Source organism: Ruegeria sp. AE3 (assembly GCF_056542225.1).
Window position 1 is genome coordinate 334,335 of record NZ_JBQFZL010000001.1, and the last position, 25,407, is coordinate 359,741.

General features: G+C 56.9%; 24 protein-coding genes and 2 tRNA genes. 13 read left to right on the top strand and 13 right to left on the bottom strand.

The window, feature by feature from the left end; genetic code table 11:
• Position 1 precedes the first annotated feature (1 nt).
• Together ACR0NZ_RS01645 and ACR0NZ_RS01650 are read right to left on the bottom strand one after the other, a co-directional pair.
• Positions 2-1,051 (bottom strand): ABC transporter ATP-binding protein, encoded by a 1,050-nt coding sequence (locus ACR0NZ_RS01645; protein ID WP_480516511.1) that lies wholly within the window; start codon positions 1,049-1,051, stop codon positions 2-4.
• 62 nt (positions 1,052-1,113) lie between these two features.
• Entirely contained in the window at positions 1,114-2,853 is a 1,740-nt protein-coding gene (locus ACR0NZ_RS01650) for an ABC transporter substrate-binding protein (RefSeq protein ID WP_480476378.1), read from the bottom strand.
• A 475-nt stretch (positions 2,854-3,328) separates the two neighbouring features.
• Between ACR0NZ_RS01650 and ACR0NZ_RS01655 the strand changes: the two genes are divergently transcribed.
• The gene (locus ACR0NZ_RS01655; protein WP_480516513.1) at positions 3,329-4,111 is read left to right on the top strand and encodes a DeoR/GlpR family DNA-binding transcription regulator; all 783 of its coding nucleotides are present in this window, start codon (positions 3,329-3,331) and stop codon (positions 4,109-4,111) included.
• A 65-nt stretch (positions 4,112-4,176) separates the two neighbouring features.
• Here the strand turns inward: ACR0NZ_RS01655 and ACR0NZ_RS01660 are convergent.
• From ACR0NZ_RS01660 to ACR0NZ_RS01685, 6 genes are all read right to left on the bottom strand, one after another.
• A tRNA-Glu gene (locus ACR0NZ_RS01660) sits at positions 4,177-4,251 on the bottom strand.
• Positions 4,252-4,277: 26 nt separating this feature from the next.
• A tRNA-Glu gene (locus ACR0NZ_RS01665) sits at positions 4,278-4,352 on the bottom strand.
• A 98-nt stretch (positions 4,353-4,450) separates the two neighbouring features.
• Positions 4,451-6,193 (bottom strand): single-stranded-DNA-specific exonuclease RecJ, encoded by a 1,743-nt coding sequence (recJ, locus tag ACR0NZ_RS01670; protein WP_480516515.1) that lies wholly within the window; start codon positions 6,191-6,193, stop codon positions 4,451-4,453.
• 93 nt (positions 6,194-6,286) lie between these two features.
• Complete coding sequence (gene glpX, locus ACR0NZ_RS01675; protein WP_480516517.1) at positions 6,287-7,270, bottom strand: class II fructose-bisphosphatase; 984 nt, start codon at positions 7,268-7,270, stop codon at positions 6,287-6,289.
• 69 nt (positions 7,271-7,339) lie between these two features.
• Complete coding sequence (locus ACR0NZ_RS01680) at positions 7,340-8,626, bottom strand: homoserine dehydrogenase (RefSeq protein ID WP_480516520.1); 1,287 nt, start codon at positions 8,624-8,626, stop codon at positions 7,340-7,342.
• Between the two features lie 125 nt (positions 8,627-8,751).
• Positions 8,752-9,000 carry a hypothetical protein gene (locus tag ACR0NZ_RS01685; RefSeq protein WP_480516522.1) on the bottom strand — a complete coding sequence of 83 codons (249 nt, stop codon included), beginning with the start codon at positions 8,998-9,000 and terminating at the stop codon, positions 8,752-8,754.
• Positions 9,001-9,102: 102 nt separating this feature from the next.
• Here ACR0NZ_RS01685 and ACR0NZ_RS01690 point away from each other — a divergent pair, with 102 nt between their 5' ends.
• On the top strand, positions 9,103-9,690 hold the full coding sequence (locus tag ACR0NZ_RS01690) for a TetR/AcrR family transcriptional regulator (protein WP_480516524.1): 588 nt from the start codon (positions 9,103-9,105) through the stop codon (positions 9,688-9,690).
• Between the two features lie 21 nt (positions 9,691-9,711).
• On the opposite strand, the gene ACR0NZ_RS01695 is transcribed toward ACR0NZ_RS01690, so the two are convergent.
• The gene (locus tag ACR0NZ_RS01695; RefSeq protein WP_480516526.1) at positions 9,712-10,623 is read right to left on the bottom strand and encodes a pirin family protein; all 912 of its coding nucleotides are present in this window, start codon (positions 10,621-10,623) and stop codon (positions 9,712-9,714) included.
• A 157-nt stretch (positions 10,624-10,780) separates the two neighbouring features.
• Between ACR0NZ_RS01695 and ACR0NZ_RS01700 the strand changes: the two genes are divergently transcribed.
• Positions 10,781-11,260 (top strand): hypothetical protein, encoded by a 480-nt coding sequence (locus ACR0NZ_RS01700; protein WP_480476394.1) that lies wholly within the window; start codon positions 10,781-10,783, stop codon positions 11,258-11,260.
• Here the strand turns inward: ACR0NZ_RS01700 and ACR0NZ_RS01705 are convergent.
• The 3 genes from ACR0NZ_RS01705 to ACR0NZ_RS01715 are packed head-to-tail and all read right to left on the bottom strand — an operon-like array spanning position 11,222 to position 13,987.
• Positions 11,222-11,818 carry a TadE/TadG family type IV pilus assembly protein gene (locus tag ACR0NZ_RS01705; RefSeq protein ID WP_480516528.1) on the bottom strand — a complete coding sequence of 199 codons (597 nt, stop codon included), beginning with the start codon at positions 11,816-11,818 and terminating at the stop codon, positions 11,222-11,224. The genes ACR0NZ_RS01700 and ACR0NZ_RS01705 overlap by 39 nt on opposite strands.
• A gap of 4 nt (positions 11,819-11,822) precedes the next feature.
• The gene (locus ACR0NZ_RS01710) at positions 11,823-12,353 is read right to left on the bottom strand and encodes a TadE/TadG family type IV pilus assembly protein (protein WP_480516530.1); all 531 of its coding nucleotides are present in this window, start codon (positions 12,351-12,353) and stop codon (positions 11,823-11,825) included.
• The gene (locus ACR0NZ_RS01715) at positions 12,350-13,987 is read right to left on the bottom strand and encodes a Tad domain-containing protein (RefSeq protein ID WP_480516532.1); all 1,638 of its coding nucleotides are present in this window, start codon (positions 13,985-13,987) and stop codon (positions 12,350-12,352) included. Before ACR0NZ_RS01715 ends, ACR0NZ_RS01710 begins: the two co-directional genes overlap by 4 nt.
• A gap of 335 nt (positions 13,988-14,322) precedes the next feature.
• On the opposite strand from ACR0NZ_RS01715, the gene ACR0NZ_RS01720 reads away from it, so the two are divergent.
• The 4 genes from ACR0NZ_RS01720 (at position 14,323) to rpoD (ending at position 20,270) form a co-directional block, all read left to right on the top strand.
• The gene (locus ACR0NZ_RS01720) at positions 14,323-15,753 is read left to right on the top strand and encodes a Glu/Leu/Phe/Val family dehydrogenase (RefSeq protein WP_480476402.1); all 1,431 of its coding nucleotides are present in this window, start codon (positions 14,323-14,325) and stop codon (positions 15,751-15,753) included.
• A 130-nt stretch (positions 15,754-15,883) separates the two neighbouring features.
• The gene (locus ACR0NZ_RS01725; RefSeq protein WP_480516534.1) at positions 15,884-16,219 is read left to right on the top strand and encodes a hypothetical protein; all 336 of its coding nucleotides are present in this window, start codon (positions 15,884-15,886) and stop codon (positions 16,217-16,219) included.
• A 1-nt stretch (position 16,220) separates the two neighbouring features.
• The gene (gene dnaG / locus ACR0NZ_RS01730) at positions 16,221-18,173 is read left to right on the top strand and encodes a DNA primase (RefSeq protein ID WP_480516536.1); all 1,953 of its coding nucleotides are present in this window, start codon (positions 16,221-16,223) and stop codon (positions 18,171-18,173) included.
• A gap of 114 nt (positions 18,174-18,287) precedes the next feature.
• A complete protein-coding gene (gene rpoD, locus ACR0NZ_RS01735) occupies positions 18,288-20,270 on the top strand; it encodes an RNA polymerase sigma factor RpoD (RefSeq protein ID WP_480476408.1) in 1,983 nt (660 codons plus the stop codon).
• 178 nt (positions 20,271-20,448) lie between these two features.
• Here rpoD and ACR0NZ_RS01740 read toward each other — a convergent pair whose 3' ends face one another.
• A complete protein-coding gene (locus ACR0NZ_RS01740; RefSeq protein WP_480516538.1) occupies positions 20,449-21,468 on the bottom strand; it encodes a helix-turn-helix domain-containing protein in 1,020 nt (339 codons plus the stop codon).
• 438 nt (positions 21,469-21,906) lie between these two features.
• Between ACR0NZ_RS01740 and ACR0NZ_RS01745 the strand changes: the two genes are divergently transcribed.
• The 6 genes from ACR0NZ_RS01745 to ribD all read left to right on the top strand — a co-directional run bounded on the left by ACR0NZ_RS01745 (position 21,907) and on the right by ribD (position 25,407).
• Positions 21,907-22,251, top strand: coding sequence for a thiol-disulfide oxidoreductase DCC family protein (locus tag ACR0NZ_RS01745; protein ID WP_480516540.1), 345 nt, complete (start codon positions 21,907-21,909; stop codon positions 22,249-22,251).
• Positions 22,252-22,253: 2 nt separating this feature from the next.
• Positions 22,254-22,799 (top strand): DUF4166 domain-containing protein, encoded by a 546-nt coding sequence (locus ACR0NZ_RS01750; protein WP_480516541.1) that lies wholly within the window; start codon positions 22,254-22,256, stop codon positions 22,797-22,799.
• A gap of 80 nt (positions 22,800-22,879) precedes the next feature.
• A complete protein-coding gene (locus ACR0NZ_RS01755; RefSeq protein ID WP_480516543.1) occupies positions 22,880-23,284 on the top strand; it encodes a hypothetical protein in 405 nt (134 codons plus the stop codon).
• Positions 23,285-23,305: 21 nt separating this feature from the next.
• Positions 23,306-23,719, top strand: a complete 414-nt coding sequence (locus tag ACR0NZ_RS01760; protein ID WP_480516545.1) for a secondary thiamine-phosphate synthase enzyme YjbQ — start codon at positions 23,306-23,308, stop codon at positions 23,717-23,719.
• Positions 23,720-23,839: 120 nt separating this feature from the next.
• On the top strand, positions 23,840-24,310 hold the full coding sequence (gene nrdR, locus ACR0NZ_RS01765; protein ID WP_267367325.1) for a transcriptional regulator NrdR: 471 nt from the start codon (positions 23,840-23,842) through the stop codon (positions 24,308-24,310).
• Positions 24,307-25,407 (top strand): bifunctional diaminohydroxyphosphoribosylaminopyrimidine deaminase/5-amino-6-(5-phosphoribosylamino)uracil reductase RibD, encoded by a 1,101-nt coding sequence (ribD, locus tag ACR0NZ_RS01770; RefSeq protein WP_480516547.1) that lies wholly within the window; start codon positions 24,307-24,309, stop codon positions 25,405-25,407. Before nrdR ends, ribD begins: the two co-directional genes overlap by 4 nt.

Consider the following 25,407-nt stretch of genomic DNA (forward strand, 5'->3'; position numbering starts at 1 on the left):
GTCAGGCCACCCTATTGCCGTCTTGGCTGAAGTACCGGCAATGGGCCGGGTTCATGTAGAAACTGTGATCTTCGCCGACCTGATAGGGATGCACACCAGCGGCGAGTGAAACCCAGGCTTCATCCCCATGCTGGAAATGCGCGCTGGAATCCGAACCTGACAGTTCGGTCACGATCACACGTCCGGTCAGTTCGACATCAGCGTCAGACGTACGGAATGGCGTCACGCGATGAGGGCGCACAGCGACCATATATTCCCCATCGGCCATGTCCGAGACAGCCCAGCCGACATTGCCTGCCAATTGCGCCCGGGCGCTGGCAACGGTGATACGAGCCACATTGATAGGCGGGTCCGAGAATACACGCGCCGCGGCAATGTTTTCCGGATTACGGTAGATGTCGGTGGTTGGGCCGAACTGGGTCACGCGGCCGTCGTCCATCAGCGCGGTGTAGCCCCCCAGCAGCAATGCCTCTTCAGGCTCCGAGGTGGCGTAGACAACGACGGCCCCGCGACCAGCGAACAGGTCGGGCAGTTGTTCGCGCAACTCTTCGCGCAGTTTATAATCAAGATTCGCCAGCGGCTCATCAAGGAAGACGGCGCGGCTTTCTTTTGCGATGGCACGCGCCAGCGCGGTTCGCTGTTGTTGCCCGCCCGACAGCTCATGCGGGCGGCGGTGCAGCATAGGGCGCAGTTGCAGCAGATCGGCGGCCTCGTCCACGCGGCCATCGATCTCGGACTTGGCCATGCCAGCTACGCGCAGAGGCGAGGCGATATTGTCGAATACGGTCATATGCGGGTAGTTCACGAAGAACTGGTGCACCAGGCTGATCTGCCTCTTTTGCGTGTTCAACCGTGTCACGTCCTGCCCGTCCATCAGGACCTTGCCCGAGGCGATCGGGTCCAACCCGGCCATCATCTTGATCAGTGACGTTTTTCCGGAACCTGTCGCGCCCAATAGCACGTTGAAATGGCCGGTTTGCAGCGTCAGGTTGGTTGGCTTGATATGGATGACGTTGCCGACCCGTTTGGTCGCGTCTTGAAGTTCGATCATCTGGGAAACTCGCGGGGCATTCAGGGGTAGGCCGGGCTTAAGCCCGGCCTACGATGTTGCTTTTACTGGGACTGCCAGCGCTTAACCAGTTCGTCATAGTTGACGGTCTGGCCCTGCGGCTTTTCGTTTTCCAGCTTGGCCTTGGGCGAACCCGCTTTTTCCAGCCAGAATGCGTCGTCCTGCGGTTCATTCAAACGCGGGCCACAGCCACCGTAGACACCGGCGCTTTCATCCGCGGCCTGCATACGGGCCATGGTGATGTCCATCTCTTCGGCCAGACGGTCCATCGCCTCTTGCGGGGTGAAGGCGCCCGAGTTCACGTCACCGATCTGCTGCCACCAGATCTGGGCCAGCTTTGGATAGTCCGGTACGTTGATGCCGGTCGGCGACCATGCCACGCGGTCAGGCGAGCGATAGAATTCGACCAGACCACCCAGCTTGGATGCACGTTCCGTGAACGACTCGTGGTTGACCGAGCTGTCGCGGATGAAGGTCAGACCCACATGGGACTTCTTCACATCAACAGTCTTGGACGTAACGAACTGGGCATAAAGCCAGGCTGCCTGCGCACGATCCGAGGGGGTTGATTTCAGGAACGTCCAGGAACCCACGTCCTGGTAGCCAACCTTCTGGCCTTCTTCCCAGTAGGGGCCGTGGGGGCTGGGCGCCATCCGCCACAGCGGCGTGCCTTCGTCATCCACGGTGTTGTTGCCTTCGGACTTCGGCTTCACCATGTCGGCGGTAAAGGCGGTGTACCAGAAAATCTGCTGGGCCACGTTGCCCTGGCTCAGTGCCGGCAGCGACTGATAGAAGTCGTAAGACGCCGCACCTGGAGGCGCGTAGGCCCGCAGCCATTCGTCCCATTTGCGGATCGCATAGACCGCAGCGGGGCCATTTGCAGCACCACCGCGCGACACCGAGGCGCCGACCGGGTTACAGGTGCCCGCTTCCATGCGGATGCCCCATTCGTCAACCGGAATACCGTTCGGCTCGCCCTTGTCACCGGCACCGGCCATCGAAAGCCAGGCGTCGGTCATGCGCCAGCCAAGGTCAGGCGCGCGCTTGCCGTAATCCATGTGGCCGTAGATCGCCACGCCGTCGACTTCTTTCACGTCATTGGTGAAGAACTCGGCGATGTCTTCATAGGCCGACCAGTTGACCGGAACGCCCAGATCATAGCCGTATTTCTCTTTGAACGCGGCCTTGTTGGCCTCGTCATCGAACCAGTCCTTGCGGAACCAGTAAAGGTTCGCAAACTGCTGGTCGGGAAGCTGATACAGCTTGCCGTCCGGCCCGGTGGTGAACTGAATGCCCATGAAGTCATCCAGATCGATTGTCGGCGAGGTTGTCGCCGCCCAGTCGCCGCCCATCATGTCGGTCAGCGGATAGGCCAGTTGCAGGCGCGAGTGGGTACCAATCAGGTCACTGTCGTTGACATAGCCGTCATACAGGTTCCGACCTGTCTGCATCTGGGTCTGAACAGCCTGGACCACTTCGCCTTCGCCAAGGATCTGGTGATTGACCTTGATGCCGGTGATTTCTTCAAAAGCCTTGGTCAGAACCTCCGACTCGTAGGAATGCGTCGGAATACCTTCGGACAGGACGTTGATTTCCATGCCAGCGTAGGGCTGTGCAGCTTGGATAAACCATTGCATCTCGGCCATCTGTTCGTCTTTCGACAAGGTCGATGGCTGGAATTCGTCGTCGATCCAACGTTGTGCTGCGGCTTCGTCGGCCCAAGCGGACCCGTGCCCCGCAATGACGGCAGCCGCCGCCACTGCGGAAAGTAGATGTCTCCGCATCTGTCTCCTCCCAAAAATTATGGTTCTCCGGCGGGAACCGGATGCAGAACAGCATCAGCGATTTTTTGCGTATGTGTCAAACTAAATTTTTAGTAATTGACGTTCAGGCATTCACAAGACAGGTGATTCGAGCGTCCTTCCAGTGCAGAGATTGATTGTAAACAACTAATTTTGCTTGTGAAAATCTATTGAGTTCAAGCGGGGTAAATAGGGAAATCCACCGTGACTCAATGCGGGCTTGCAATGACGGCTGGCGCGCAGAATTGCACTCGTGTTTCGTGAGGCACCGACACTGATCCGGCACTGAGTGGGAAGTCAGGCAAACCAGCTTCCCAGATCATTATTGCTAAAACTCAGTGCTCACATAGCACCAATCCGGTCCGAAAAAAGGCCGGATGTGGCAATGCGGATGTGGCACTGCCTTGCCGTTCACGGTATTCCGTGTCCATATAAAGAAAATTTCCGGAGCCGGTTCGTGAAGAAGAATACCCTCAACACCCATCGTGAGCTGGAATTGCTTGATGCCCTAAGACGTTTGGGTGGAACGGCCCGGAATTCAGATTTGGCGAATATGCTCGGCGTCTCCGAAGAGACGGTGCGCCGAACGATCAAAGCCTTGTCAAAGGCGGGTACGGTCGAGCGCGTTCATGGCGGTGCCTATCTTGCCGGAGTGCAGGGCGCCCCCAACTTCTTTCACCGGATTTCGCAAGACGCGGATGAAAAGCGTTTGATCGCCGGGCATACCGCGAAACTGGTTCGCGATCAGATGACCGTTTTCCTGGATGTGGGATCGACGACTGCCTTTGTCGCCGAAGAACTGCGCCAGGTCAGTAACCTCACGGTTGTCAGCAACTCCATCGGCGTCGTGCAGACCTTGGCCGGGGTCAACGGAAACCGGGTGCACCTTTTGGGGGGTGAGTTGCAGATCGATGAAAGGGGTACCTTTGGTCACGTCACCCATAAGCAGCTGCAACGCTATGCCTTTGACATCGTGATCCTGAGCACGGATGCGATTTCAGACAGCAAAGGGTTTCTGTATCAAAGCGCGGCCGAAGCGGATCTTGCATCGGTGGTGGTCAGGTGTGCGGACCAGGTTGTTATGGCTGCAGCGCATTCCAAGTTTGGTGAAAGGGCACCTTATGTGGGGCCGGATCCTCGGCTGGTGCATTCGCTGGTCACGGATGCTGTGCCAAAAGGTGGGGTGGCCAGATTCCTTGACCGTTGGGGCATCGAAATTCAGATCGCTGATGACATCTAGGTTGCTGTTTTAAGGCGCAGCCCGGATGGTCTTGCTGCATTGGGATGGAAGAATCTAAGGAAGAGTGGCAGCCCGTAGGGGAATCGAACCCCTCTTTCCAGGTTGAAAACCTGGCGTCCTAACCGATAGACGAACGGGCCACTTGGTATCAGGTCACAAGCGCAAATGGCAGCCCGTAGGGGAATCGAACCCCTCTTTCCAGGTTGAAAACCTGGCGTCCTAACCGATAGACGAACGGGCCACGCTGGCTTGTGGAGGGCCTTTTACGGTTTCGCCGTGACCCCCGCAAGCGTAAAAACGCAGGGATTGGAAAGTTTTTTAGCGCACCAAAGCTGCGTGTTAACGGGCTTCTGCCGCGTCCTCCAGCCTGAGCTGCACAGATTGGCGTCCGCCCCAGGTGTTGACCTCTAGCCGACCCGCAAAATGAAAGCGCGCACCGCCGTGATTTGACAGTTTTTCGCCCATCGGCCCGTCAAAAGCACCAAAGGCAATCGCATCCAGCCCGCCGCCCATTCCATCGGTCAGCGACAGTTTCAGATGCGATTCACCGACCCGTTTGGCAAAGCGAACCTGCAGGTCAGGCAACGCATAGCGCGGGGCCGGAGCACCGGCGCCAAACGGTCCGGCCTGTTCGATCTGCTCGATCAGATCCACGGTTGCCGCGCCGGGCATCAACGCGCCATCCAGTTTAAAATCCGCAGGACCGCCCTGGCCGGCCCCCTGTCTGGCCAGCAACTCGCTCAGGCGCTCCATTGCGGGTTCCAACTGATCGCGCATGACGGTCAAACCTGCGGCCATCTTGTGGCCGCCTCCTTTGACCAGCAACCCTTCGGCCGCCAGACGCTGGATCGAAGCCCCAAGATCGACGCCAGAAACCGAGCGGCCCGAACCCTTACCCTCATCCCCATCAAAACCGATCACGATTGCCGGTCGATTGGTTGTCTCCTTCAGCCGAGAGGCCACGATACCAACGACACCGGGGTGCCAGCCCTCGCCTGCCGCCCAGACCAAAGGGGCGTCCAAGCCACGCGCCTCGGCCTGCGCCAGCGCGGCGGAACGCACCGCGTTTTCAATGTCGCGGCGCTCAGTGTTCAATGCATCCAGACGTTCGGACAACGCCTGCGCCTCATGCAGAGAATCGGTACTCAGCAAGCGCGCGCCCAGATCGGCCTGACCGATCCTTCCCCCGGCATTCACACGGGGCCCAAGCAGAAACCCCAGGTGATAACTGTTGGGTGCTGTATCCATGCGCGAGATATCGGACAGCGCGACAAGGCCGGGGCGCTGCCGCTGTGCCATCACTTTCAGCCCCTGTCGCACCAGGGCGCGGTTAGCTTCTATCAGCGGCGCCACATCGGCAACGGTCGCCAGGGCCACCAGATCCAGAAGGGCCACCAGGTCCGGTCCCCTTGCGCCTGCGTCACGCAGCTGGCGACCGGCTTCGACCAGCATCAGAAACACCACGCCTGCCGCGCAAAGATAACCAAGATCGCCGCTTTCATCCTGTCGGTTTGGATTTACCACAGCGACGCAATCGGGCAGCGTCTCGCCCCCCAGATGGTGGTCCAGAACGATCACATCCGCACCCGTAGCCGCCGCAATCGGATCATGGCTGAGCGTGCCGCAATCAACGCAGATGATCAGGTCATGCCTGGCCGAAAGCTCCTGCATTGCGGGAACGTTGGGGCCATACCCTTCGTCGATCCGGTCCGGCACATAAAGCGTCGCCTGCACGCCCATCTGCCGCAGCCAGACCAGCAGCAACGCAGCAGAGCTGCCGCCATCGACATCGTAATCTGCAAACACCGCGATTTTCTGACGATTGCGGACGGCTTCCAGAAAGCGCGTGGCGGCAACTTCCATATCCTTTAAGGCCCGCGGATCAGGCAGCAACTCCTTCAGCTTTGGGTCAAGAAAGCCGGGCGCCTCCGATACTGGCACGCCGCGCCGGGCCAGAACTTGGCAAACGGCACGGGGCAGGTCGGTTTGTTGCGCCATCATCTCGGCCGCCCGCTCAATCTCGGGGCTAGGTCCAACCCAAAGCCGTCCCGTCAGTGATTGCTCGACTCCAAGAAAACTCATTGCTCGCCTCTTATGCGCCAAGGCCGGACCCTTGCGGACCCGGCCTCTTCACCTTTTCAGAAATACTCTGGCCGAAGGCAACGGCGCAAGCCGTTATGAATTGTCATGCGGCCAAGTCGGCGTGCGGTAGGACATGCGGCGTACCGACCCGGTCTTGGACCGCATCAACAGCGTCGTGGTTTCCACCCAGCCGGGCTCGCGCTTGATCCGGGGCAGCAAAGAGCCGCCAGTCACGCCGGTGGCGGCAAAGATCACATCCGCCGTCACCATCTCATCACGTGCATAAACTCGGTCCAGATCGGTGATGCCAGCCTTGGCGGCCCGGCTACGTTCGTCATCGTTCCGGAACAACAGGCGGCCAAAAATCTGCCCGCCCATACATTTCAGCGCAGCGGCGGCCAACACACCTTCGGGCGCGCCGCCCTGGCCCATATACATGTCGATGCCGGTCACTTCGCTTTCGGCGCAGTGCATGACACCCGCCACGTCACCATCAGTGATCAGACGGATCGCGGCACCGGTTTCGCGCACTTCGGCAATCATCGCTTCGTGGCGCGGGCGTTCCAGAATGCAGACGGTGATGTCGGCCGGTTTGCACCCCTTGGCCTTGGCCAGCGCTTCGACACGCTCGCGCGGCGTCATGTCCAGATTGACAACGCCTTCCGGCAGACCCGGGCCAACCGCCAGTTTGTCCATATAGACATCCGGCGCGTGCAGCATCGAGCCGCGCGGGCCCATTGCGATGACGGTCAGTGCGTTCGGCATATCCTTGGCGGTCAGCGTGGTGCCTTCCAGCGGATCCAGTGCGATATCCACGCCGGGGCCATTTCCGGTGCCAACCTCTTCGCCGATATACAGCATCGGTGCCTCGTCACGCTCGCCTTCACCGATGACCACGACACCTGCTATATCCAGCAGGTTCAGCTGTTCCCGCATCGCGTTCACTGCGGCCTGATCCGCGGCCTTCTCATCGCCCCGGCCCACAAGCGAAGCCGAAGCCAGTGCAGCCTGTTCCGCTACCCTCGCCAGCCCCAGAGACAGCAGGCGGTCATTGAAATCGGTCTTGGCAGCACTCATGTTTCTGTATCCTCTGGTCAGTATAGCCGTGTCTTCCGGCATAGCTTGCGTTTCATGCAGGCCGCAAGGTCAAACCGCTTCAATCCGCAATGCAACTGGGTCGCCTGCCACCACATCGGTTTCGCGGAAACCCTCCAACGCGACGTCCAGCGCCGTTCGGGTGGTCTTATGGGTGACGATCAGTACAGGCGCTGTGCTTTCGGCATGTGCATATTGGCGCATCCGGTCGATTGACACCCCGGCATTGCCCAGAATGGCCGCAACCTTGGCCAATGCACCAGGTTTATCCAGCAGGCCCAGTCGCAGATAATACGGCGCAGGTCGGCCGGTGACGGCGGGAACTGCGGTTTCAAGCGTGGTGGCCGGGCGGCCAAAGGTCGGGATTTGCAATCCGCGCGCCAGATCGCAGACATCGCCCATCACAGCGCTGGCTGTCGGGCCTTCGCCCGCGCCGGGGCCGCGCAGAACAACCTGCTCAACCGCGTCGCCTTCGATCACGACCATATTGGTGCCGCCTTCCAGCTGGCCCAGTGGTGAGTCACTGGGTACCAGGCAGGGCTGCATACGTTGCTCCAGCCCGCGCGCGGTGCGCTGCGCCACGCCCAGCAGCTTGATGCGAAAGCCCATGTCTTCGGCCTGGTCGATGTCGTCCAGGCTGATCTGCTGGATACCCTCAATCTCGATCGCGTCGAAATTCGGCTTGGTCCCAAACGCAATCGAGGATAGCAGAGCCAGCTTGTGCGCAGCGTCGATACCCCCGACGTCCAGATTGGGGTCTGCCTCCAGATATCCCAATTCGGCGCATTCATCGAAAAGGGCATTATAGCCCTGACGCTGCGACTGCATCCGAGTCAGGATGTAGTTGCACGTCCCGTTCATCACACCCATCACGCGGGTGATCTCGTTACCCGCCAGACCTTCGGTCAGGGATTTGATAACCGGGATACCACCAGCGACAGCGGCCTCAAACCGGATCACACGACCGGCGGCCTCGGCTTTTTCAGCCAGTTCCTGCCCGTGGATGGCCAGCAACGCCTTGTTGGCCGTGACCACATCCTTGCCACTGGCCAATGCTGCTTCGACCGAGGCTTTGGCTGGACCATTCTCGCCACCCATCAATTCGACGTAAACGTCTATGTCATCGCGTTTTGCCAATGCAACCGGATCAGTTTCCCAGGCATAGTCCGACAGGTTCACGCCACGGTCCTTGTTCGGGTCGCGCGCGGAAACAGCCACGATTTCAATCGAACGGCCTGTACGGGCCTGCAACAACTCTGCATGGCGGCGGACGATCTTGACGACACCCACGCCGACCGTTCCCAAGCCCGCAATTCCCAGCCGCAGTGCCTGTGTCATGTCGTGGTCCTTTTCCGCTCGAGTATTTTTGGTGTCGGATGCTTGTCCAATCAGCGCTGCCTTAGCGGGTTCAGGCCAAGGGTGCAATCCGTCACCGGGGGATAGTGGGGGTGATTTATGGCGCGTCAGTTGGTTTGCGCGTTTTGTAGCGCCTGCGCCTTTTGAGCCAAGGTATTGCTGCGTTGTGTCAGTTCGTCTTCGACGGCGGCCGCCTGATGGATCGGATCCACCGGTGGCCCCAAGGTTTCCTGCAGCGGAATAAGGCGCGGGTAGGCGGCGGATCTGACCGCAGCCTGTTCGCTGCCTTCCAGCTCGGGAATGTCCGCACAGGCGGTACAAAACAGAAAAAGTGGCAAAACAGGCAGCAGTTTCATGTCGCAGGCTTTTCGGTCTTTGTTGCCTTATCGTGATGCACGTTTTGACGACATCGTTCAAGCGGGGTTCTATATGAACATCTGTTCATATACTGTAGACCCATGGCACGCACTCAAGGCTCACATTCCGACATAACCGGCCCGCGTATCCGCAAGGCCGCGCTGCACCTGTTTGCCCGCTATGGGTATGCCGCTGTCTCGATGCGGCAGATCGCGAAAGAGGTCGGGGTCCAGGCAGGCGCGCTTTATAACTATACGCCCGACAAACAGAGCCTTTTACACCGGTTGATGCGCGAACACATGCAGGACCTGCTTGAGGCGCTAGATGCAATGGGCCGTTGCGACGATGCAAAAGACGCCTTGCGCCAGTTTATCGGCTTTCACATCCGCTTCCATTTGCAACGCCCCGACGAAGTTTTCATCGCCTATATGGAGTTGCGCAATCTTTCGCCCGAAAACTTTGCTGAAATCGAAGACCTGCGGCGCCAATACGAAAACGTGCTGGAAAGCATCCTTGACTCAGGGCAGCAGGCCGGAAAATTCGCAATTTCGGACACGAAGATTGCAACGCTGGCCGTGATTGCCATGCTGAACGGCGTGATGACTTGGTACCGTTCGGGTGGTCGCCTGTCACTGGACGAGGTCGAGGAAATCTATTGGAACATGGTGCACAAGGCAGTGACGGCCTGACAGGGTCAAACCGTCACGCTGTTAGTGCGCGGGGCGAATGAACGTGCCATTGCGCAGCTCGCGAAATGCCTGTTCCAGTTCGGCCCGCGTGTTCATCACGATGGGGCCATGCCACGCGACGGGTTCATTGATCGGAGCCCCTGAGATCAGTAGGAACCGCACGCCTTGGGGGCCAGCCTGAACGGTGATTTCATCGCCAGTGCCAAAACGGACAAGCGTGCGATCCCCAGACATGTCGCGGATATTGACCTCTTGCCCGGCGATTTCCTTTTCCAGCAGCACACCTGTCGGCTGCGAGGCATCGGCAAAGGCGGCCTGACCCTGAAACACATAGGCGAAAGCACGGCGATACGTATCGATTCGGAAAGTTTTCTTCACACCCGCCGGGACAGAGATATCCAGATATTGCGGGTCAGCAGCTATCCCGTCTACGGGTCCAGTCTTACCCCAGAAATCACCTACGATCACCCGCACTGTCGTGCCATCGTCATCGGTGATTTCGGGGATATCCTTGCTTTGGACGTCCTGATAGCGCGGGGCGGTCATCTTCTGGTCCGAAGGCAGGTTGCCCCACAACTGGAAGCCGTGCATCTGGCCTGAGATGTTGCCGCTTGGCATTTCCTGATGCAGGATACCGGATCCGGCGGTCATCCATTGCACATCACCTGCGCCAAGCGTGCCGGTGTTGCCCAGCGAATCCGAATGTTCGACCGTGCCGGTCAGGACGTAAGTGATCGTTTCGATCCCCCGGTGCGGGTGCCAGGGAAAACCGGCCTGATAATCCTGCGGGCGTTCATTTCTGAAATCATCAAACAGCAGAAAGGGATCCAGTTCGGACGGGTCCTGAAACCCGAATGCGCGGTGAAGTTTCACACCAGCCCCTTCCATTGTGGGGATGGCTTTGCGTGTTTCCAACGTCGGTCTAAGGGACATGTTTGCCTCCGTTTCATCCGGGCAGCATGTAATCTCTGCGCCACAGCAGTCAATTTGCACAAAATAACCGGACCTGTGCGAAATTGTTTTGCGGCCAAACCCCTGTTGTTTCCGGCGCAAAATGGCTAGATCGAAGTGGATCAGACAGGAGACATCCATGCAGGACGACGTGTTGGCAACGATTCAGGCCTCATCCCCCAGACGATGGACCGGGGTAGGGATGCTGACAACGGTTGGAATGCTGGTTACCTATGTCGCGCTGGCATCGCCGCCCGAACCGGTTTGGCAGGTGTTTCTGTTTGTCGTTGGCGGTGCATCGCTTTGGCTGGCGCTTCGGGTATGGCGCGCCACAGAAGACTGTATCGAACTGACCCGGACCGAGTTGCGAACGGGATCGGGTCAGGTCATCGCGGAAGTGGCCGATATTGAAACGGTGGATCGGGGTGTATTCGCGTTCAAACCGTCAAACGGCTTTCTGGTCCGTACGCGAAACAAAGCGGCGAACCGCTGGGCTCCGGGATTGTGGTGGCGGGTGGGTCACCGGGTTGGCGTGGGCGGCATGACATCTGCCGCCGAAGCCAAGTTCATGTCCGAAATTCTATCCGCTATTTGTGCAGACGAACGGGGTCCTGGATAAGTTACACGCAACTTCGTTAGTAAAGCGGGGACGGGTGAAGATGAAGTTCTCAAAGGTGATACCTGTCGCAAAGTCCCAACCCGGTCTAAACGTGGGGATGTACTCATTCGACGTTTCGACCAGAATGACCGTATCCTGATTGGGCATCGGCGGCAGGCGATCTTCGATTTCATCGATGCTGTTGTCGTCCCACTCATTGTCAAAGCCGCGAACGGTCGACCAGCGCACATAGTGGCGTTTATCGTCCTCATCGTAAACGATCAGCGAGACACGCATTTTCACGTCTGACCGGTTATTGATCATCTTGCCCGCCAAATCGTGCAGCGAGTCGATATACACATCTGTTACGGCCTGCGTTTCACGCGAAATCAGGTCGCTGATTGTATAAGCTGCCTTCAGATTGGACGCGCTTTGACGAAACCCCTCGAATGCTGTGAACGTGAACGTAATCGTCCATAACATCAGTGGAAAAATCATGAGGGCTTCTACGGTCAGAATGCCACTTTCGTCTTTCTTGAAGACTTTGACGCGATTTCTCAGATTTTGGAGTACAGACATGATCTTACAGTGGCTCCTGTACGAATGCCGTTGTTGCGGTCACCGCGTAGTGGCCGGTAGCGTCCGGGACAAGCTTGGCAATGGCAGAGGTCTCAAGAACCGGATCTATGCGCAGGCAGGCACGTAGGATCATCAACTCATTGGACTGGCCGCTCTTGAAATCCAGAACCGGCTTGGGATCTTCAGAACTGTCCGTGCAGGGGATGTCGTCAGAAAGCAAGATACCAGCGAACGCGTCCTGCTTGACCATTTGCAGTCGCAAATTCCCTGTACAATCCTTGATTCCGGACACTTCGCAAATCCGATCCCTGATCACGTCGTGATTCCAGTCCGTACCTGTACCCAGCCGAATATCCCTTACGATCAGGTCAACCCCACGCTCCAAAGCAGCATGCCGCATTGTGATGATGGACAGTTCGGCTCCTGCCACGAGAAGCGCCAGGAAGAAGGGTACGAGCATGATGAACTCGATTGTCGCATTCCCTGCCTCGGATTGTCGAAACAGGCGTAGCATCGACAGCTTTCTGCTGATCATTGGGTTAGCCTCAGCTTGCGGATCGACGATGCGATGGATTCAAAGGCTTTCTCAAGGTTCAGGCCACTTACGTCATAGACGTGGCTGTCAGAGCTGGCACAGTCTTTGAGGGTCCTGTATCCGCTTCTGGGCGCTTCGAATGCGATACCGTAAACGATGATACCCTGATCTTTGGCCGCATCACAAATGTGCTTGGTGCGCTGGTTCTTGGCCGACGTTTCGACTTTCGCGTAGGCCTTGGAATACCATTCTGCCCAACCGCTGGACTGCCAGTAATAGTTGTACCGTGCGTTCCATGCCAAAGATACTCGGTTAAACAGTTCAGGATATGTCAACCGAACGGCTGTTCCGGGTTCTTCGTTCAGCTCTGTCTCAGGTTCCGGGTTTCCGTAGGGATGATCCGCCCAAACGTCTTGCTGAGGCCAGAAAAAATTCGGACGACCCTGAGAATGGTACACGGTGTATTCATCAGCTTCCGGGTTGTACCAGACGTCTGACATACCTTCGCGCAGCGATGGGTTAAGCATGTATTGATCGGTGTTCTGACCATCGGTCATAACAATGGCGATTTTCAGAACGTCGGTGCCATAGTCCGAGGGACGGACCGAGAATTTTGATGGCACAATTGTTGTACCTGCATAGGATGGATCCTGTTCCAGTGACAGGTCGCGAACAATTCCGCGCATGCTCGGGTCCAGCAAGGCAGTACCCCACTTCATCCCAATATCGATTGATGTGTTCCCACCGGGGGTGAGGGACGCAATCTGGGCAAGCAGTTTGTTCATATTGTCGGTGACAGGGGTGATTGCACTCCCTGCGCGGACCGGACAAACGGGCAGGTCGATTGACCCTTCAGAATAGGTGAAAGGATCGAAATGGGCGGTGCGCTCCAACGTGTCATCCCGTTCCAGATCAGAATCGCTGTACTGTTCCGGAATGAAGTTTACGCAGTGCGAATAGCTGTGCTCCTGCGTGACATTCGTGAACTTGTCCAGGATTGATGCACCAGCGTTGACCTGCGTTGCATAAGGAACAATCGAGATTGAAATCTGTGTTTCGTCAGGTTTGTCTAGCATGAGCCTCACAAATTCCGACGCAGCTTCTCTCAATACCGCGATTTTTGTCTTTGATGGCGTGGCGGACGATTGAGACATGGAGCCGGAGATGTCGAGAACCAACGAGATTTCGACAGCGCCAATGGATTCTTCAGCCGCGCTGGTCGCAACAAGGCCCAGTTCAGTGACTTTGCCGAACCTCAGATAGCGGGTCGGCACAACCGCTTCAGCTGTAGCAGTTACTTTTTTGGAGCCGAAACCTTCGACGACCGTCGTAATGGCATTCAGATTGCCCAGCCCGGCCTTGTCCATGTAAGAATCGACGACCGCCTTGGCGGGAAGGTCCTGGTCGAGGTCTGCGGCGGCAAGCACAGCGCGGTCCAGTGTGGATTGCAGGCTAGCGCGGTCACGCTCATACTTCATGACATCCATGGCCATGCCGGTAATCGCCAGCATCAGGACCACCATAAACAATACGAAAATGGTGAAGACGCCATCTTCGTTCCGAGCGAACTGCACTAACTTGAACGTTTTGCGCTTCGGTTTCGAGCCGTCGTTACAAAGCAAGGAATTAAGCATTCTGGTTACTCCGCTTCACACGTCGAATTCGTGCGTCAAAGAAAAAGAGATTTGGGACAAAGTTAATTTTCAAACGTGGCGTGAATTGGGCGAAAAAGGCTTGGTTTTGGCCTTTTTACGCGCCCGAGGGGTATAATTCGGACCGTTTCAGGTGATCTGTCGATGAAATGAAAACAATTCGTTAAGGAGTTGGCCGATCTGAGCGACTCACCCTAGGGCAACTAAGCATGCGTTCATAAAATGATTAAAAAAAGTGCATTGTTTGATTGCAGCATGCCGCCAGTGGTGCGACAAAACGTCGTGACGTATCGTCATGTACCGCTACGGAGGATTTTATGACCGGCATCAAAGAACCCAGCTTTCGTGAAAGTGTTGACCTGATGTTCAACAGGGCAGCCGCCCTTATGGAGCTGCCGCCGGGGTTGGAGCAAAAGATCCGTGTCTGCAACGCAACCTACACAGTTCGATTTGGTGTTCGGTTGCGTGGTGAAATTCATACCTTCACCGGATACAGATCTGTCCACTCGGAACATATGGAGCCGGTCAAGGGCGGTATTCGATATGCCACCGCAGTGAATCAGGACGAAGTCGAAGCCTTGGCTGCGCTGATGACGTACAAGTGCGCGCTTGTCGAAACGCCGTTTGGTGGCTCCAAGGGGGGGCTTTGCATTGATCCACGAGAATATGAAGAGCATGAGCTGGAACAGATCACGCGGCGATTTGCGTATGAGCTTGCAAAGCGAGACCTGATAAACCCTTCGCAAAACGTGCCTGCGCCCGATATGGGCACCGGTGAACGTGAGATGGCCTGGATCGCCGACCAATACGCGCGGATGAACACAACGGATATCAACGCGCGCGCCTGCGTCACCGGCAAGCCCTTGAATGCGGGCGGCATTGCCGGGCGGGTCGAGGCGACCGGACGTGGCATCCAATATGCGCTGCGCGAGTTTTTCCGCCACCCTGAAGACATTCAAAAAGCAGGTTTGTCGGGCAAACTGGATGGTAAGCGCATTATCGTGCAGGGGCTTGGCAATGTAGGTTATCACGCAGCCAAGTTCCTGAGCGAGGAAGATGGCGCGCGCATCACCGGAATCATCGAATGGGACGGTGCACTATTTAATCCCGACGGCATTGACGTCGAAGCCGTGCGGCAGTGGATTGTCAAACACGGCGGCGTAAAAGACTATCCCGATGCGACCCATTCCGCTGAAAGTGCAGCAGTGATGGAGGCCGAATGCGACATTCTGATCCCGGCGGCTTTGGAGGGTGTTATTAACCTGTCGAACGCCGATCGGATCAAGGCGCCGCTGATTATCGAAGCTGCCAATGGTCCGGTTACCGCTGGCGCGGATGAAGTCCTGCGCAAGAAAGGCACAGTGATCATCCCCGACATGTATGCAAATGCGGGCGGTGTGACGGTGTCTTATTTTGAATGGGTCAAGAACCTTAGCCATATCCGCTTTGGCCGGATGCAGCGTCGACAGGAAGAATCGCGTCATGAACTGATCGTCAGCGAGCTGGAAAGGCTGGACCGGTACCTGGGCGATGCATGGTCGATGTCGCCGGACTTTAAGGCCAAGTACCTCAAAGGCGCGGATGAGCTTGAGCTGGTGCGCTCGGGTCTCGATGACACAATGCGCATTGCTTATCAGTCGATGCGTGAGGTTTGGCACAGCCGTGATGATGTCGAGGACCTGCGCACGGCGGCTTATATCGTGGCGATTGACCGTGTTGCGAAAAGCTACCGTGCCAAAGGTCTCTAATGTGATTTCGGGTGGCCGTGTTCGGCCACCCGCTTGTCCGCATTCCCCGGTGATGTGAAAAAAAACGATTGTGGAAGGTCTCGGCTCGCGTCGTTAAACTGACGCTCAGAAACGATTCAGGGAGCTCCCTATGTTACGTATCGCTATCACCGCAGCTTTGCTGGCTACGCCTTTGGCGGCAGCGGAAACCAAAGAACAAAGTTGTGGATATCAGGCAGATGTTGTCAGGGCGATCCAGAAAGCACGGCTGGATCGCGTAAAAGAAGAGGATGTTGCGAGCGCAATCGCTTCTACGAGCCCGACTTGGCCAGCGGGTTACAACGCTGCGATCCCACATTTGACTTCCTGGGTATTCCAACAAAAGAAACGAGATCTGCGAAAAAATGATCTCAGTGAGATCATGTACCAACAATGCGTGGACAACTGGGATCAAGTTCAGGCAATAAAAAACAACCTCAACAATTGATATGTCATTGCCCCCCGGATTTCTGGACGAATTGCGCACGCGGCTCAGCCTGTCTCAGGTTGTCGGGCGCAAAGTCATGTGGGACCAACGCAAGTCCAATCCGGGCAAAGGGGATATGTGGGCGCCTTGCCCGTTCCATCATGAAAAGACGGCCTCGTTCCACGTGGATGACCAAAAGGGGTTTTACTACTGCTTTGGCTGTCACGCCAAAGGCGACGCGATCAGTTTTGTGAAAGAGACCGAGAATGTCTCGTTCATCGAAGCTGTCGAGATTCTGGCCCGCGAAGCCGGGATGCCGATGCCTGCGCGCGATCCGAAGGCGCAGGAAAAACAGGACCACCGAACACAGCTGGCTGATGTGATGGAGCAGGCAGCGCAGTTCTTCCGCCTGCAACTCAAGACCGGGGCAGCAGCCGCCGCACGAGACTACCTCGCGCGCCGCGGGTTGAACGCGCAAGCGCTGGACCGGTGGGAGATTGGATTTGCCCCGGACGATTGGCAGGCGCTTTGGGACCATCTGCGCGGTAAGAACGTGGCCGAGGACCTGATCCTTGGGGCCGGGCTGGCCAAGCCCTCGAACAAGGGCAAAAAGCCTTATGATACCTTCCGCAACCGCATCATGTACCCGATCCGCGATCCACGCGGACGTTGTATCGCGTTTGGTGGGCGGGCGATGGACCCCAATGACAACGCGAAATATCTGAACTCGCCCGAGACCGAACTGTTCGACAAAGGACGCAGTCTTTACAATCAAGGCCCGGCACGACAGGCGGCAGGGAAGGGGCAGCCGCTGATCGTGGCCGAAGGCTATATGGATGTGATCGCGCTGGCCGAAGCAGGCTTTGGCGCGTCGGTTGCCCCATTGGGTACCGCCATCACTGAACATCAGCTGCAACTGCTCTGGCGGATATCGGACGAGCCGATCATTGCGCTGGACGGCGACACGGCAGGTCTGCGCGCTGCGATGCGGGCGGTTGATCTGGCTTTGCCGCTGCTCGAAGCTGGAAAGTCGCTGCGGTTTGCCCTGATGCCCGAGGGCAAAGACCCCGACGACCTGCTGCGCGCCGAAGGGGCAGGTGCCGTGAAGGCCGTACTGGATGGTGCCATTCCGATGGTCAAGCTGCTGTGGCAGCGCGAGACCGACGGCAGGGTGTTCGACAGCCCCGAACGCAGATCTGCGTTGGACAAAGCACTTTGGGAAAAAATCAAGTTAATCCGGGATAAGTCGATACGAAATCACTATCGACAAGAAATTAGGGATCTACTTTTCCATTTCTATCGCTCTCAGAAACAAATCCCTGCGCGAATCTGGAAGTCCAAAAGGGAGCGGGACCTTAAGTCCGCTGGACCTACACAAGGCACTCTTACTTCCTTCTTAGTCACTCAGAAGAACAGCGCGGATATTCGTTGGAAGGAAAGTGTAATTCTCGCAATCGCAATATTGACACCCGCCTTGGTTGTCCAGTTCGAACATCAGATTGATGAAATGTCGTGCCTAGATCCCGAACTGAATGCGATGCGGGATGTTTTGCTCAGACACGCAATCGACGACCCGGAAAATATCAAAGACCATATTGTTGCAGCTTTAGGACCTGAACCCCTTGAAAACCTGCTGGCGCTTAGCCATGTCGCCATAATACCCTGTGTGCGAAACCCAGGCGACGTAGAAAAGGCCGAGATGACACTGGCCGAAGAACTCGCGAAAATCAAAGCGCTCCGGGGGCGTGAGGAAGAAATAGTTGAGGGTCAAGAAGAGATCACAGCTACTCCGGATGAAACACTTACATACCGACTTGGTCAGGCGGCAGAAGAACTTAATCGCGCAACACGAAGTCAAAACGAAGACAAGGCTGTATACGATGTTGCACACAACGGTGCTCGTTTGAAGAAAGCTGAACGAGATGGCTTTGCTGATTCCCTTGCCAAGATCGATTTCACTCGGAAACGCCGGTAAAATGGTGTTTTCGTAAGGCACTGGAAAAGAAAAACAGGTAAACGGGTGGCCGAATCACTTCTACGCGCTAATGATTCGGATCAAACGAATCACCCATCCCTGCAGGAGCATTGAATGGCCGCCAAAGATACGACCGAAGATAGCAAATCCGACGAGCAGGAACAGGAAATCTCGCTGGACATGAGCCAGGCCAACGTCAAAAAGATGATCGCCGAGGCCCGCGAGAAAGGTTACATCACCTACGATCAGCTCAATCAGGTTTTGCCGCCTGATCAGGTCAGCTCGGAACAGATCGAAGACGTTATGTCGATGCTGTCCGAGATGGGCATCAACATCATCGAAGATGAAGAGGCCGAAGAGGAAGAGAACAAAGGCTCGACCGATCTGACAACCACAGAAAGCAACCGCGAGGTTGCGTTGGCAGGGGCCGCCACCGAAAAGCTGGACCGCACCGACGACCCTGTTCGCATGTATCTGCGCGAGATGGGTTCGGTTGAACTGCTCAGCCGTGAGGGCGAGATTGCCATCGCCAAGCGGATTGAAGCAGGGCGCAACACCATGATCGCAGGCCTGTGCGAAAGCCCGTTGACCTTCCAGGCGATCACCATCTGGCACGATGAATTGTTGTCCGAAGACATTCTGCTGCGGGATGTCATCGATCTGGAAACCACGTTCGGCAACCAGCTGGACGAAGACGGCGACGCGCCAGTCGTTGATGCGTCTGCCGTGCAGGCTGCAAAACCTGCAAGAGAGGCCGGGCCGGAACTGGATGCGGATGGCAACCCGATCACCAGCGACGACGATGATGACGAAGACGATCAGGTCAATATGTCGCTGGCCGCGATGGAAGCGGCATTGAAGGATCAGGTTCTGACCACTCTGGAACGGATCTCTACCGATTTCGCGATGCTGTCTGAAATGCAGGACAGCCGTATTTCGGCCACCCTGAACGAGGATGGCACGTTCAGCGAAGAGGACGAGGCGACTTATCAGAAGTTGCGGGCCGAGATTGTGCAACTGGTGAATGGTCTTCACCTGCACAACAACCGGATCGAAGCTTTGATCGATCAGCTTTACGGTATCAACCGTCGCGTTATGGCGCTGGACAGCTCGATGGTGAAGCTGGCCGATCAGGCGCGGATCAACCGTCGCGAGTTCATCGACGAATACCGCGGCCGCGAACTTGACCCGAACTGGCTGGCCGAGATGGCGGAAAAGCCGGGTCGGGGTTGGCAGATGTTCATCGAACGCTCGACCGCGAAGGTCGAAGAGCTGCGCAACGACATGGCTCAGGTCGGCCAGTATGTGGGTCTGGACATCAGCGAATTCCGCCGCATCGTTCAGCAGGTACAGAAGGGCGAAAAAGAGGCGCGGCAGGCCAAGAAGGAAATGGTCGAAGCCAACCTGCGTCTGGTGATCTCGATCGCCAAGAAGTACACGAACCGCGGCCTGCAATTCCTTGATCTTATTCAGGAAGGTAATATCGGCCTGATGAAGGCGGTAGACAAGTTCGAATACCGCCGCGGCTATAAATTCTCGACCTATGCAACGTGGTGGATTCGTCAGGCTATCACGCGTTCGATCGCGGATCAGGCGCGCACGATCCGTATTCCGGTTCACATGATCGAAACGATCAACAAGCTGGTCCGGACCGGCCGCCAGATGCTGCACGAGATCGGCCGCGAACCGACACCCGAGGAACTGGCCGAAAAGCTGCAAATGCCGCTTGAGAAGGTTCGCAAGGTGATGAAAATCGCCAAAGAGCCGATTTCGCTGGAAACGCCGATTGGTGACGAAGAAGACAGCCAGCTGGGTGATTTCATCGAGGACAAGAATGCCGTGCTGCCTCTGGACAGCGCCATTCAGGAAAACCTCAAGGAAACCACCACACGGGTTTTGGCATCGCTCACCCCGCGCGAAGAACGTGTGCTGCGGATGCGTTTCGGCATCGGTATGAACACCGACCACACGCTTGAAGAGGTGGGTCAGCAGTTCAGCGTGACCCGCGAACGTATTCGCCAGATCGAAGCGAAGGCGCTGCGGAAGCTGAAGCATCCCAGCCGATCCCGAAAACTTCGGTCCTTCCTGGATCAATAATTTCCAAGGCGCCTCACCCGAGGCGCCTTTTTTCAATCAAGGCGCTCTTCACGATGGCCTGTTCTCCCATCACATTGGCGGGAACGCACAAGGCCCGGACCTTCTGTCCTTCTATATCCGTTCTGTCCACTCATGGGACGGGCCGGGGCGAGGTTTTTCAAGCTGATGACCCCCGGTCTCACGTCCGTATCGGGTGTGCCAATCGTGTCTTGAACGCGCTGGGCGGCTGGCCTGTCCAACGTTTGAAAGCGGTCGAAAATGCGGCCTGATCCGCATAGCCCAGCGAATAGGCGATTTCGGACAAGGGCATTTCATTCTTGATAAAGGTCTGCGCCAGGTCGCACCGCAGTTCGTCGACAACATCGCGATAGCTGGTGCCTTCATCCCTGAGGCGCCTGCTGAAGGTTCTAAGGCTCATCCCCAGATCAGCCGCGACGCTTTCGGCCTGCGGGATTGCGCCGGGCAGGGAACGGGTAACCAGCCCTTCGACCTTGGAGCGGGTCAGATGTTTGGGGGCGCCTCTCTCAGAAAGCAGGCGATCTGCATATCCCAGCAAGTGCTCTCTGAGTTGGGGGTCATATGTCGGCACAGGCAGGTCCAGCGCGGAAAGTGGCAGGATAATCTCGAGGTTCTCAGCCCCAAAGGTCACGGGAAAACCGGCAAGCTTCTCAAATCTTCGGGCGTGGTCGCCGACCCTGTGCTGAAACCGAATTTCTATCGGATAGAGATTGACTTGCGTCAGGTTCCGCATTCTGGCCAGGGTCGCAAATATCAGGAATTCGGTGCGTCTATGATACCGCGCAAATCCGGGGTCTTTCCACTCGGCTTCCAAGGTCGCAAAGTTACCCGCGACGCGCAGGTTAAGCGCGATGGCAGGGTCGATGATGCCGTGAAAGCGCGAGAGGTTCTCCATCACCTGTTTCAGATCGCGGGAATACTTGCTGATATAGGCGGTCACGGTCGAGGCTGACGTAACCTCAAGACCCGTGCGAGCCGCAAACGTGACGTCGTGGGTGGCGTCACATGCATAACGGATAAACAAAGCCTCGCTTTGTACGCTGTAGGTTGAGACCGGCGGCGCGATATCCTGAGGGCGCAGCCCTGCCATCTTCAGGACATTACAGGACATATCGCCATTTCCGGAATAGCGGTCCAGTGCCTGAACAAACAGATGAAGTCGGCCGATATCGACATCCATCGCGAAGCAGTACCTCAAATTTTCAAATACATAAGCGGACTATTACAGAATTCTCTTTCATGATCGACGGTGCTGACAAGTCGATTTCACACAGAAACAAGCCATCGGTGGCAAATTCTCGAAATTTATTGACCGGTATGGACAAGCGTCGCCATGTGCAACGAACCAATTCAGCAATGTTGCCGGGTCCAGACCTTTATGGGGATGAGGTCAGAGCCTCGGGGAAATCACCAGCCTCTGGTCAAGGCTCCCCGGCACGCCCCCATACCTTTCGTACATGTCGCATTGCTTCGCTCAGGTGGTTTTGTCAGGCTGGCTTTAAGTCAAAAATACCGGTGAAAAACCTTGCAAGATGTTTTTTAGAATACAGGGGTTTATGACCAAAACCTGATTGTGTTTGACGGCGAATGCGTGCTGTGTTCGGGGTTTTTCCAGTTTATGCTGAAACGTGACCGGCGCCATGTTTTCCAATTTGCCACGGCGCAGTCCCCGCTTGGGCAAAAACTGTATCGAGATCTCGGCCTTCCCACACAGGATTTTCAAACCAATCTGGTGGTCGTGGATGGCGCTGTTTTTCAGCATCTGGATGCATTTTCTGAGGCGATGCGACAGTTGCGCGCTCCGTGGTCGCTGTTATCAATATGCCGGTTTCTGCCTCGGCCCATCAAGGATCCGGCCTATCGCTTGATCGCACGAAACAGATACGCGTTCTTTGGGCGTTCCAAGAAATGTCTGGTTCCCTGTCCCGATATCAGGGCTCGTTTTGCCGAAAACGGGTACTAGCGATGGGAGATCCCTTTCTTAAGGCGATAGGATCGACCGAAAGGTTGCCAAGGGCGGTTCGAGTTCTGCACACGAGCGAGGGCTACTTTACGGGGCGCTGCGACATCGAACGTGGCAAAGGGCTATGGGTTGCCCTTGCAACACGTCTGGCCGGATTTCCGCGAAGCGGCAAAGACGTCCCCGTTTCTCTGCACATTGGTGCAAATGGCGAATTCTGGTCATGGGACCGGAATTTCGCGGGCCACAAAACCCGATCAACTCTGAAATATGATACGAAAAGAGAGTGTGTTCGGGAATCTTTCGGCTCGATCTCAATCTGGTTAAAGCCCATTTGGCGGGAAAACGGAATGGATATCAAAATCCTCCGCCTGACCGTGTTTGGTATTCCGATGCCAGCTTTTACCTTGCCGCGATCAAGAACGCGCGAATGGCAGGACAAAACGGGGCGCTTTCGGTTTGATGTGTCTGCTGGCGCGCCGGGACTGGGAATGTTGATCAGGTATCAGGGATGGCTCACGCCGGTTCACGTATCGCACGAGACAGATTAAACAGAACGTGAGCGACCCTGTGCCGACGAAGCTAATGGCCTAACCTTTTTGACACACACACAATCAGGGAAGTAATGACAATGAAACATACACGGACATTTGCCGCGGTTGCCGCCCTGGCGTTCAGCATTCCCATGGCTGCTGACGCAGCGCCGCACGGGTACCGGACCGAGCCGATAAACGCCACTGACTTCGAGGTTATTCCGCGCGGCGACCAGCGTACCGAAGGATACTGGTGCGCGGCAGCGGATTATGCACGGCGTACTTTGGGCGCGGGCTGGCGCGATCCGATCTACGTGTTGCGCGGGTATGGGCCAAGCGTCACCACAGGGCGTAAAACAGCGGTTCAGTTTTCGATCAAGCCGCCACAGAATGTCGGTGCGCAGCCAAGCAGCTTTGTTTCGGTTGGTTTTCAGCCGGGGTACAGCATATCTGTACAAGGCGCGAATGCCAGGTGTAACTATCGACCGTTCTTTAACGACTGACAAAACGGCGAGACACCGTGAATGCAGACTGAATTTGTAATTCAGACCCAAGGTTCAGGTCTTTACGAGTTCACGGCCGAGTTGACGCATTGGCTGGGGCAGGTGGCGACGGATGGCTTACTGACGCTTTTCGTTCGCCACACCTCCTGTTCGTTGCTTATTCAGGAAAACGCGGATCCCGAAGTTCAAACCGACCTTCGGGCGTTCTTCGAAAGGCTGGTGCCGCCATCCAATCACCCGTCAATGTCGTATCTAAGGCATACTTATGAAGGCCCCGATGACATGCCCGCGCATATAAAAGCTGCGCTGTTGCCTGTATCCTTGTCGATACCTGTGGTGCAGGGTCGCCCATGCCTTGGAACATGGCAGGGGATATATCTGTTTGAACACCGCACGGCACCACACCAGAGACGGATTGCAGCGCACCTGGCCTGACCCTTTATCTAGCGGTTGAAATTTCCGACTACCCAAATCCTAGTTGCTGCCCTATAGTTGTGGATAAGTAAGTCGCAGCGCTTACAAAAAGAGGCGGAACAAGGGACGAGGAGACGGCGGATGCGCTGCCCGTTTTGCGGAAATATCGATACTCAGGTAAAAGATTCACGTCCGGCAGAGGATCACGTGGCAATCCGCCGACGCCGGTTCTGCCCGGCCTGTGGCGGGCGGTTCACGACCTATGAACGTGTGCAACTGCGTGATTTGGTTGTCATAAAGACCAATGGGAAGCGCGAGGACTTCGACCGCGACAAACTGGAACGTTCGATCCGTATCTCGATGCAGAAACGGCCAGTTGATCCTGAACGGATCGATCAGATGATATCGGGTATCGTACGTCGGCTGGAAAGCATGGGCGATACGGATATCCCGTCCCACAAGATCGGCGAGATCGTCATGGAAGCTCTGGCGCGGATCGATACCGTCGCTTATGTTCGCTTTGCGAGTGTGTACAAGAATTTCCAGGCGGCCGATGATTTTGAGGAGTTTGTCCACGAACTGCGCCCGCCGCAGCCACCGACGGACGAGTGAGCGAAACAGATAAGCGATTCATGGCGCTGGCCCTGTCACTGGGGCGGCGCGGTCAGGGGATGTGCTGGCCAAACCCTGCAGTGGGTTGTGTTATCGTGCGCAAAGGCCGGATTGTCGGGCGCGGTTGGACCCAGCCGGGCGGTCGCCCCCATGCCGAGACCGAGGCTTTGGCGCAAGCCGGGCAGGCCGCGCACGGTGCGACCGCCTATGTAACTTTGGAACCCTGCGCCCATCACGGCAAGACACCCCCCTGTGCCGAGGCTTTGATTGCTGCGGGTGTCGCCCGTGTCGTGGCCGCCGTGGAAGACAGTGATCCGCGCGTCGCAGGGCAGGGCTTTGCCAAGTTGCGCGAGGCCGGAATTAAGGTCGTAACCGGTGTCCTCGCAGAGCAGGCGGAACGTGATCTGGAAGGCTTCTTCCTGAAGACGGAACAAGGCCGACCTTTCGTGACCCTCAAGCTAGCCAGCAGTTTTGATGGGCGGATCGCAACCTCGACCGGACACAGCCAATGGATTACCGGGCCACAGGCGCGTCGTGTTGTCCATGCCATGCGTGCGCGTCACGATGCGGTGATGGTCGGAGCGGGTACCGCGCGGGCCGACGATCCGTCACTGACGGTTCGGGATCTTGGCGTTGAACATCAACCGGTGCGCGTTGTCGTTTCGCGCCATATGGACATATCCCTGATGGGACATTTGGCCCGCACAGCATCAAAGACACCTGTCTGGCTCTGCCATGCGCATCACCCGGACGCCGAGCGCGCGAAAGCCTGGGAAGGACTGGGCGCAAGGCTGATCCCATGCGCGTTGAAAGATCATCAGATTGACGCGGTCGATCTGCTCCATCAGTTGGGGCAAGCCGGTCTGACCAGCGTCTTCTGCGAAGGGGGGGCGGCGGTGGCGGCGTCACTGCTGGCAGAGGATCTGGTGGATGAACTGGTCGGATTTACTGCCGGATTGACCATCGGTGCCGAGGGGCTGGCGGCAGTTGGAACATTGGGGTTAACGACGCTGGACGCGGCGCCAAGATTCGAGCTGACGGAAACCAATAGGGTGGGTGGGGATATCCTGCACCGTTGGCGCAGGGCGTCTGACTAG